Source organism: Arundinibacter roseus (genome assembly GCF_004348825.1).
GTDB lineage: Bacteria > Bacteroidota > Bacteroidia > Cytophagales > Spirosomataceae > Arundinibacter > Arundinibacter roseus.
Window position 1 is genome coordinate 108890 of sequence record NZ_SMJU01000017.1, and the last position, 7865, is coordinate 116754.

The following is a 7865-nucleotide window of genomic DNA, read 5'->3' on the forward strand; positions in this document are numbered from 1 at the left end:
GTAAGTATGAATTAGTTGCCCCGAACTTCCTACACTAAAAAAAACACAATGCTAAAAAAAACGCCTATCCTCCCGTTTATCCTCATCACCAGCCTTTTTCTGATGTGGGGCCTCGCCAACAACATGACAGACACGCTTCTATCGGCTTTTAAGCGGATCATGAGCATGACTGACTTCCAGACTACGTTTGTGCAGTACGCTTTTTATGGTGCGTATTTTTGTCTGGCCATTCCGGCAGCTATTTTGATAAAAAAATACACCTACAAGACTGGTGTTTTGATGGGACTCGCCTTGTTTATAATTGGGTCGCTTCTTTTCTATCCTGCCAGCATAACGATGGTTTACGGGCATTTTCTGGCAGCATTGTTTATTTTGGCGGGCGGTCTTTCCATTCTTGAAACCTCCGCAAACCCGTACATTATTGCGATGGGCCCCGAGGAAACCGGCACGCAGCGACTCAATCTTGCTCAGTCGTTCAACCCCATTGGATCAATTATTGGTGTTTTATTGAGCAAAATATTTATCCTCTCTCAATTAAACGTGGCCGGAGAAGCCGAACGGGCGAGTATGTCAGCGGAGCAGTTAACGGCCATTCAGTCCGAAGAACTTACTGGCGTGATGGGTCCTTATGTAGGTGTTGCCGGATTTCTGGTTTTGCTATGGCTCCTGATATTTTTTAATAAAATGCCCACTGCATCTGATGAAAATAGTACGTTCAATTTTGGAGAGGCTTTCGGGCGGCTCCTGAAAAAACGGCACTACGTATGGGCCGTTATTGCGCAGTTTTTCTACATCGGGGCTCAAATAGGAACCTGGTCTTTCACCATACGGTATGTCATGCAGGAACTCAATCTAAACGAAGAGCAATCGGCAGACTACTATTTAGGCGCATTAATCCTATTTCTGGTTTCACGTATTATCTGTACATACCTCATGAAATTTATCTCACCCGAACGTCTTCTTGCCGGATTATCGCTTCTTGCCATACTACTGACAGCTCTGGTGATGTTTACGGGTGGTCTTTTAGGCGTATACGCACTAGTAGGCATCTCAGGCTGTATGTCGCTGATGTTCCCGACCATTTATGGACTCGGATTAAGGGGATTGGGCCAGGACACGAAAATTGGCGGCTCAGGATTGATTATGGCCATATTGGGTGGCGCAGTACTTACGGGCATACAGGGTCAGATTTCAGATGCTACTCAGAGCATCAATACCGCCTTTATTATCCCCTTACTTTGCTTTGGTGTGGTGCTATATTTTGCCTTAAAAGAAACTAAGGTTATTGAAAATAAAGCTTAAAACTTTCTTCTCCGAAACCAAAAAAGGCTGCTCCCGTCGACAAGGAGCAGCCTTACGTATTTAATACAAAATAATCTTATAGTGAATTAATCCACTTGGCAAGCTTCGTTGCGTCTTCTTTTGGAACCTGAGTCATAGGAGCCATCGGTGGATAGCCGGGCCAGTTTTCGGGTTGAGGTTTGTAGACCAACTCCACGATTTTCTCAACTGAATAATTTTTCTTGGCTACGTCCGCATAGGCAGGTCCCACGACACGGTCGTAGGGACGGTGGCAGGCAGAGCAGGTGTGCTTATTGAGCAAAGCGGAAATATCAGCAGGCACAGGCTTTTGTTTGGGCGCTTCTTCCTCCTTTTTTTCTGAAACCTGTTCAATTGTCTTTCCGGCAGTTTCTGGAATACCATTAACGGTGGCATCGCTAGCCAACACTTCCCCGTCCATATTTTCGGTTACTGAAAGAGAATTAATAGTATCGGGATCCACCTTTACTTCTTCGGCACGCTGCTCGGCTCCTTTATTCAAAGCGGCTTCTTCGCGGGCTGCCCGACCGCTTCCGTAGTATTTGTCGTACGAATCCTGATCTTCTTTGGAGGAACAACTCACCCCAACGTATCCTACGATGGCAAATGAGACAATGAGGCTTAACTTTTTGAGTACCATGGGTAATAATAAAAAAATGGACTAACTATTTATACAAAATTCATCCCAAATAAGCATGCCACTCTATCGGAACGAACCTTTAAATTAAGCACAAAGCGTTCTGATTATCATACGTTCTGAAAAAAAAATCTTCGGAATGCTCTATTTTCGGGCCAAAATGCCTGCGTGAAAGGCTAATACTCTGAAAAGATTACTTTTTTTCAGGAATTCTTTTGCTAATTTATAGAGAAGCATTACTTTTGCAATCCTATTTGTAAAACGAAGTAAAGTAATGGCTAAGAAAGGCAACAGAGTTCAGGTAATATTGGAGTGCACCGAACAGAAAACATCAGGTGTGCCAGGTATGTCGCGTTATATCACGACCAAAAATCGGAAAAATACACCTGCGCGTATGGAATTGAAGAAATTTAATTCTTTTTTGCGTCGTTATACTGTACACAAAGAAATTAAGTAATATTAATCTTTGTTAGTTGATTTCAGGGGAAAGGTTCAGATGAATCGTTGCTTCTGAGGATCATTTAACATATAACTATACCCAAAAAATGGCAAAGAAAGTAGTTGCAACCCTGAAAAAAGAAGGTGGCAGAACCTTCGCCAAAGTTATCAAAGCGGTGAAATCACCCAAAACCGGTGCTTATACCTTCAAAGAAGAGATGGTAGCAAGCGACGCCGTTCAGGATTTGCTGAAAAGCTAAATTTTTGAATGGTTGCGTAAACCGATTTTAGTACCGAATACACGAAAAGTCCCTTTTGGGACTTTTTTTGTTTTAATTTTGGGCTAAATAAGACCAAAACCAGCAATAACCTTCAAAATTTGCTGGTTTGTTTGCTAGAAATACGATTAATCTTTAATGGTGGAAACCCACCCGACACATGGGCCTATTTGATTTTTTTTCAAAAGAAAAAAAAGAAACATTAGACAAGGGACTCGAAAAGTCCAAGGAAAGCATTTTTGGGAAACTCTCCCGCGCAATCGTTGGTAAGGCCACCGTTGACGAGGAAGTTCTCGACGAACTGGAAGAAATTCTGATTAGTTCGGATGTTGGCGTTGGTACAACAGTAAAAATAATTGAACGGATTGAAGCACGGGTTGCCCGCGATAAATATACGTCTGTCAATGAATTAGACCGAATCCTTCGGGAGGAAGTAGCAGCTCTACTGTCCGAAAGTTCCAGTGTAGGCGTTACCGATAGTTTTGAAACTGAGCACCTGCCCAAGCCTTACGTCATTATGGTTGTTGGTGTCAACGGAGTCGGCAAAACTACCACAATTGGCAAGCTTGCGCATCAATTTCAGCATCGGGGCCACAAAGTGGTTTTGGGTGCGGCTGATACCTTTCGGGCCGCCGCTGTGGCTCAGCTCAAACTTTGGGGACAGCGCGTGGGCGTGCTCGTCATTGATCACGGCATGAACACCGACCCCTCAGCGGTTGCCTATGATGCCTTGAAAAAAGGCGTTGAAATTGGCGCTGACGTAATCATTATTGATACAGCCGGACGCCTTCATACCAAAGTAAATCTGATGAACGAGCTTGGGAAAATCAAGCGCGTAATGCAGAAAGTCCTGCCCGATGCCCCGCACGAAGTCATGCTCGTTTTGGATGGAAGTACTGGCCAAAATGCCGTGATTCAGGCTCGTGAATTTACCAAAGCCACAGAAGTCACTTCTCTTGCCGTCACCAAACTCGACGGAACTGCAAAAGGTGGCGTGGTGATCGGCATCTCGGATGAGTTTCAGATTCCGGTAAAATATATTGGCGTTGGCGAGAAAATGGATGATTTGCAGGTTTTCAATCGCGAAGAGTTTGTGGACTCGCTATTCAAGAAGTAAAAGTAAGAGCGCGCCAAAATTCTAGCGAACAGAGTAAGACAGAAGATGATTTTATTTAGCGTTATTTTTGACATTTAGAATAATTGGCTGTTTAATTAATTCAGGATAAAAGTTTCCAGTATAGTATTAAGCACATTCTCGACAAATCAAGCATCACAATTGCCCGTTTCCAATACCGGACTAACATCGCTATTCTCACATTTTTTCCCGAACTTTGCAGCCCGTTTCTCCGTTCAGTATCAAATCTTTGCGGAGAAATACTTGTAAAAACCCACGAAAAGCCGAAGTCTAACCGCTTTCGGCCCAAAAACTAATGAAAACCAAAGGAACGCGGAAAAGTAAAGTAAATATTGTAACCCTGGGCTGCTCAAAAAATCTGGTAGATTCCGAAGTGCTTTATACTCAACTCAAAGGGAATGGGTATCGAGTGGCCCACGAATCCAAAAAAGACGACGCACAGATTGTGGTAATTAATACCTGCGGATTTATAGATGGCGCCAAAGAAGAGTCTATTGACACAATTCTGCGCTATGTAGAGGCCAAAGAAGCCGGTGTGGTTGACAAAGTGTACGTAACGGGCTGTTTGTCGCATCGCTACAAAGATGAGCTTTCGGTGGAAATACCAACGGTAGATGCCTGGTTTGGCACCAATGAACTTCCCCGGCTACTCAAAACCCTGAAAGCTGACTACAAGCATGAACTGGTGGGCGAGCGCCTGCTGACTACTCCAACGCATTACGCATATCTTAAAATTGCCGAAGGCTGCGACCGTCCGTGTAGCTTTTGTGCCATTCCGCTTATGCGGGGCGGGCATGTGTCGCGCAGCATAGATGAGCTGATTACAGAAGCAAAGTCGCTGGCACGACGCGGAACGAAAGAACTGATTCTGATTGCGCAGGATTTGACCTATTACGGACTGGATCTATACAAAAAAAGAAATCTTGCCGATCTGCTTTCCCGACTTTCTGACGTAGAAGGTATCGATTGGATCCGGCTGCAATATGCCTACCCGTCTGGTTTTCCACTCGATGTACTGGATGTCATGCGCGAGCGGCCAAATATCTGCAACTACCTGGACATGCCCTTGCAGGCGGGCTCAACCGAACTTCTTAAAGTAATGCGACGGGGAATTACCCGCGAAAAAACGGAAGATTTGATCCATACTATTCGTGAAAAAGTACCAGGAATTTCGCTCAGAACCACGCTCATTGTGGGGCATCCCGGCGAAACCGAAGACTTTTTTGACGAAACCTATGAGTTTGTTGAAAAAATGCGGTTTGACCGCCTGGGAGTCTTCCAATACTCGCATGAAGAAAATACCCACTCGCATAGCTTTGTAGACGACGTGCCCACCGAGGTGAAGCAGGAACGGGCCGATACGATCATGGAATTACAGCAAGGTATTTCGCAGGAGCTTAATCAACAAAAATTAGGACAAACGTACCGGGTACTTTTTGACCGAAAAGAAGGAGGATATTTTATTGGCCGAACCGAAGCAGACTCTCCCGAAGTCGACAACGAAGTCCTGATTCCGGCTACTAGCTACGTTCGCATAGGTGATTTTGCCCAGGTAAAAATTACATCAGCCGAAGAATTTGATTTATATGGAGAGCTCGTCAGCTAAAAAATGTGGTTAATTCGGGCTGTCTATTTAAATTTGCCCGCTATCAAGCCTTCCTGCTGATTTAGTTAAAACTTATTAATTTACTCATGTTACAACGCATTCAAAGTTTATTCCTTGCCATCACTACGCTAGGTATGGGTGGATTTATTGCTCTGCCTATCTGGCAAAAAATCGCTACCGATGGCGTACAGGAAGCTTCTATGACGGCTTTTTATCTGACACATCAAACCACTGCTGTTCAATCCACGGTTCTGCCTGTTTTTTATTTGGCGGGCATGGCTGCACTCGTAGCGGTACTTTCGGCATTTGCGATCTTTAAATACCGTAACCGTTTGTTGCAATCTGCGCTTTGTGCGGTCAACTCCATATTCATGACGGTTATTCTGGCCGCCACGGTGTATCAGACCTTTTACAAGGCCGCCAAATGGTTTGATCCTGAGGTTACGGGCGACTATCTGACGGGATTTTATGCACTCGTAATAGCAATGTTAGCCAATGTGCTTGCCAATCGATTTATCCGCCGCGACGAACGACTTGTCAAGGAATCGAACCGGATGCGCTGAAAAACCTCAAAGCAGGCCTTCTTTTAGCAGGTCGTGCAGGTGAACAAATCCTTTAAGCCGCCCCTGATCCACCACCACAAGCTGCGTGATGCTTCGATCCTGCATCAGTTGCAGCGCCTTCACCGCAAAAGCATCCGATTCAAGGCTGATTGGCGAAGGCGTCATAATGTCTCGGGCAGTAAGGTGCAGCAAGGAGGCTTCAGGGTGCTCGTTGAGCATGCGTCGTAAGTCCCCATCCGTAATGATGCCACTCAGCAACTCATTTTCAGGATTCAATACGGCTGTTGCTCCCAGGCGTTTGGAAGTGATTTCCAAAATCACTTCTTTCAGCGTGGCATTTTCTGGTACGGTTGGTAAGGCATTGTAAGGATAAATATCGCTCACGCGCAGGTATAATTTTTTACCCAATGAGCCTCCCGGATGATACTTAGCAAAATCCTGACGGGTAAATCCACGGGCTTCCAACAGGCATATAGCAAGCGCATCTCCCAACGCCATGCAAACCGTAGTGCTTGTAGTTGGGGCAAGATTGAGTGGATCGGCCTCAAAAGGGACAAATGCATGCAGAATAAAATGGGCATTTTTACCCAAATATGAATCCCGGTTACTCACCATAGCGATGATCGTCACCCCGGTTCGTTTGAGTAGCGGAACCAATACTTTAACCTCGGGCGTATCACCGCTTTTGGAAATTGCCAGCACAATGTCGTTTGGCTGAATCATGCCCAAATCCCCATGAATAGCATCCGCAGCGTGCATAAAGAGCGCCGGCGTACCCGTCGAGTTTAGTGTAGCCACAATTTTTTGTCCGACAATTGCGCTTTTCCCTATGCCCGTAATGACCATGCGCCCACCCATTTGAAGGATCGTTTCTACACATCGCTCAAATGAATCGTCAATATATTCAACAAGATGATGGATTGCCTCGGCTTCCTGCACCAGCACATCTTTTGCTATTGACTGAATATTTTTTACTAATTTCAAACTTGGAATAACGGTTATGAATGAACTATTTTTAATATTGATTACTCCAAGCAAAGATAAAGAACTTTGGAATAACCCATTTGGTGATAAAAAATGATACAGCAGGTTGATAAAATCGTGTTAGACACCCTAAAAGAAAAGTTAAAGGAAATCTTTGGATATAGTCAATTCAGAGGCGATCAGGAAATTATTATTCAGAATATCCTGAATAAGAAAAATACATTTGTCATTATGCCTACCGGCGCGGGCAAGTCACTCTGCTATCAGCTGCCGGCCATCGTAAGTGAAGGAATGGCTATCGTGATTTCTCCGCTGATTGCACTGATGAAAAATCAGGTAGATCAGATGAACGCATTCGGCATCAATGCGCAGTTTTTAAATTCAACCCTCACAAAGGCAGAAATAAACCGGGTCAAGCGAGACGCACTCGACGGCAGCCTGAAATTGCTCTACATAGCCCCTGAATCTTTGACAAAAGAAGAAAATCTGGACTTTTTACAAAAAACCAAACTCTCTTTTGTAGCCATCGACGAAGCACATTGTATTTCTGAATGGGGTCATGATTTTCGGCCTGAATATCGCCGCATTCATGGCATTATTGATAACATTGGCGATTTGCCCATCATTGCCCTGACCGCCACGGCAACCCCCAAAGTACAGCAGGACATTCGGAAAAACCTGCAAATGGAAGAAGCTGAGACATTCAAATCCTCCTTTAACCGGAAAAATCTGTACTATGAAATTAAATCCAAAAAGGACGCCAAGAAACAGCTGATCCGTAAGCATCCTATGAACTACATATTTCTTGGCTAGAATTCGGTTTCTACTTTTGACCTAAAAAGACAAGCGAATGAATCAGTCAGAAGAAATGTTCAAATTAGTACGTGAGTGGCGCAAAAGCAGC

The 7865-nt window shown here is 44.5% G+C and carries 8 protein-coding genes and 1 pseudogene; 7 read left to right on the top strand and 2 right to left on the bottom strand.

Translation table 11 applies throughout. The features are described from left to right. The first annotated feature begins 48 nt into the window (after positions 1 to 48). On the top strand, positions 49 to 1302 hold the full coding sequence (gene fucP / locus EZE20_RS21200) for an L-fucose:H+ symporter permease (protein WP_132121515.1): 1254 nt from the start codon (positions 49 to 51) through the stop codon (positions 1300 to 1302). Positions 1303 to 1378: 76 nt separating this feature from the next. On the opposite strand, the gene EZE20_RS21205 is transcribed toward fucP, so the two are convergent. Continuing rightward, a complete protein-coding gene (locus tag EZE20_RS21205) occupies positions 1379 to 1960 on the bottom strand; it encodes a c-type cytochrome (protein WP_132121517.1) in 582 nt (193 codons plus the stop codon). A gap of 271 nt (positions 1961 to 2231) precedes the next feature. Between EZE20_RS21205 and rpmG the strand changes: the two genes are divergently transcribed. The 5 genes from rpmG (at position 2232) to EZE20_RS21230 (ending at position 5977) form a co-directional block, all read left to right on the top strand. After that, positions 2232 to 2414 (top strand): 50S ribosomal protein L33, encoded by a 183-nt coding sequence (gene rpmG, locus EZE20_RS21210; RefSeq protein WP_132121519.1) that lies wholly within the window; start codon positions 2232 to 2234, stop codon positions 2412 to 2414. An 88-nt stretch (positions 2415 to 2502) separates the two neighbouring features. Continuing rightward, the gene (locus EZE20_RS21215; protein WP_132121521.1) at positions 2503 to 2655 is read left to right on the top strand and encodes a DUF4295 domain-containing protein; all 153 of its coding nucleotides are present in this window, start codon (positions 2503 to 2505) and stop codon (positions 2653 to 2655) included. Positions 2656 to 2833: 178 nt separating this feature from the next. Beyond that, positions 2834 to 3790, top strand: a complete 957-nt coding sequence (gene ftsY, locus EZE20_RS21220) for a signal recognition particle-docking protein FtsY (protein ID WP_132121523.1) — start codon at positions 2834 to 2836, stop codon at positions 3788 to 3790. A 313-nt stretch (positions 3791 to 4103) separates the two neighbouring features. Then, the gene (gene rimO, locus EZE20_RS21225; RefSeq protein WP_132121525.1) at positions 4104 to 5414 is read left to right on the top strand and encodes a 30S ribosomal protein S12 methylthiotransferase RimO; all 1311 of its coding nucleotides are present in this window, start codon (positions 4104 to 4106) and stop codon (positions 5412 to 5414) included. Positions 5415 to 5500: 86 nt separating this feature from the next. Then, on the top strand, positions 5501 to 5977 hold the full coding sequence (locus EZE20_RS21230) for a DUF4293 domain-containing protein (protein ID WP_132121527.1): 477 nt from the start codon (positions 5501 to 5503) through the stop codon (positions 5975 to 5977). Between the two features lie 6 nt (positions 5978 to 5983). Here the strand turns inward: EZE20_RS21230 and EZE20_RS21235 are convergent, their stop codons facing one another. After that, positions 5984 to 6961 (bottom strand): KpsF/GutQ family sugar-phosphate isomerase, encoded by a 978-nt coding sequence (locus tag EZE20_RS21235; protein WP_132121529.1) that lies wholly within the window; start codon positions 6959 to 6961, stop codon positions 5984 to 5986. 93 nt (positions 6962 to 7054) lie between these two features. On the opposite strand from EZE20_RS21235, the pseudogene EZE20_RS21240 reads away from it, so the two are divergent. After that, positions 7055 to 7741 (top strand): annotated as a pseudogene (locus EZE20_RS21240) (RecQ family ATP-dependent DNA helicase); the annotation flags it as partial. Positions 7742 to 7865: the final 124 nt, after the last annotated feature.